Source organism: Mammaliicoccus stepanovicii, from assembly GCF_002902525.1.
In the GTDB taxonomy this organism is placed as follows: domain Bacteria; phylum Bacillota; class Bacilli; order Staphylococcales; family Staphylococcaceae; genus Mammaliicoccus; species Mammaliicoccus stepanovicii.
Genome location: NZ_PPQZ01000093.1, coordinates 1 through 249, shown reverse-complemented (window position 1 = coordinate 249; position 249 = coordinate 1). Strand labels below are relative to the sequence as shown.

At 41.4% G+C, this 249-nt stretch carries 1 pseudogene; it reads left to right on the top strand.

Features of this window, described 5'->3' with window-relative positions:
• Nucleotides 1-249 (top strand): annotated as a pseudogene (locus CD111_RS12530) (hypothetical protein); the annotation flags it as partial.

The following is a 249-nucleotide window of genomic DNA, read 5'->3' as shown; positions in this document are numbered from 1 at the left end:
ACACCTAAGGTGAATGACACTGATGGCGACGGCATTCCTGATGACCAAGATCCTGATATCGATGGTGATGGTATCAATAATAAAGATGAAGAAGCTACAGGTACAGATCCAACAAATCCTGATTCTGACGGTAATGGTACACCAGATGGAGATGAAGATGCGGATAATGATGGTATTCCAAATAAAGACGAATCTGATCCGAACGGCACAACGGTAACAGATAAAGATAATGATGGTAAACCTGATATC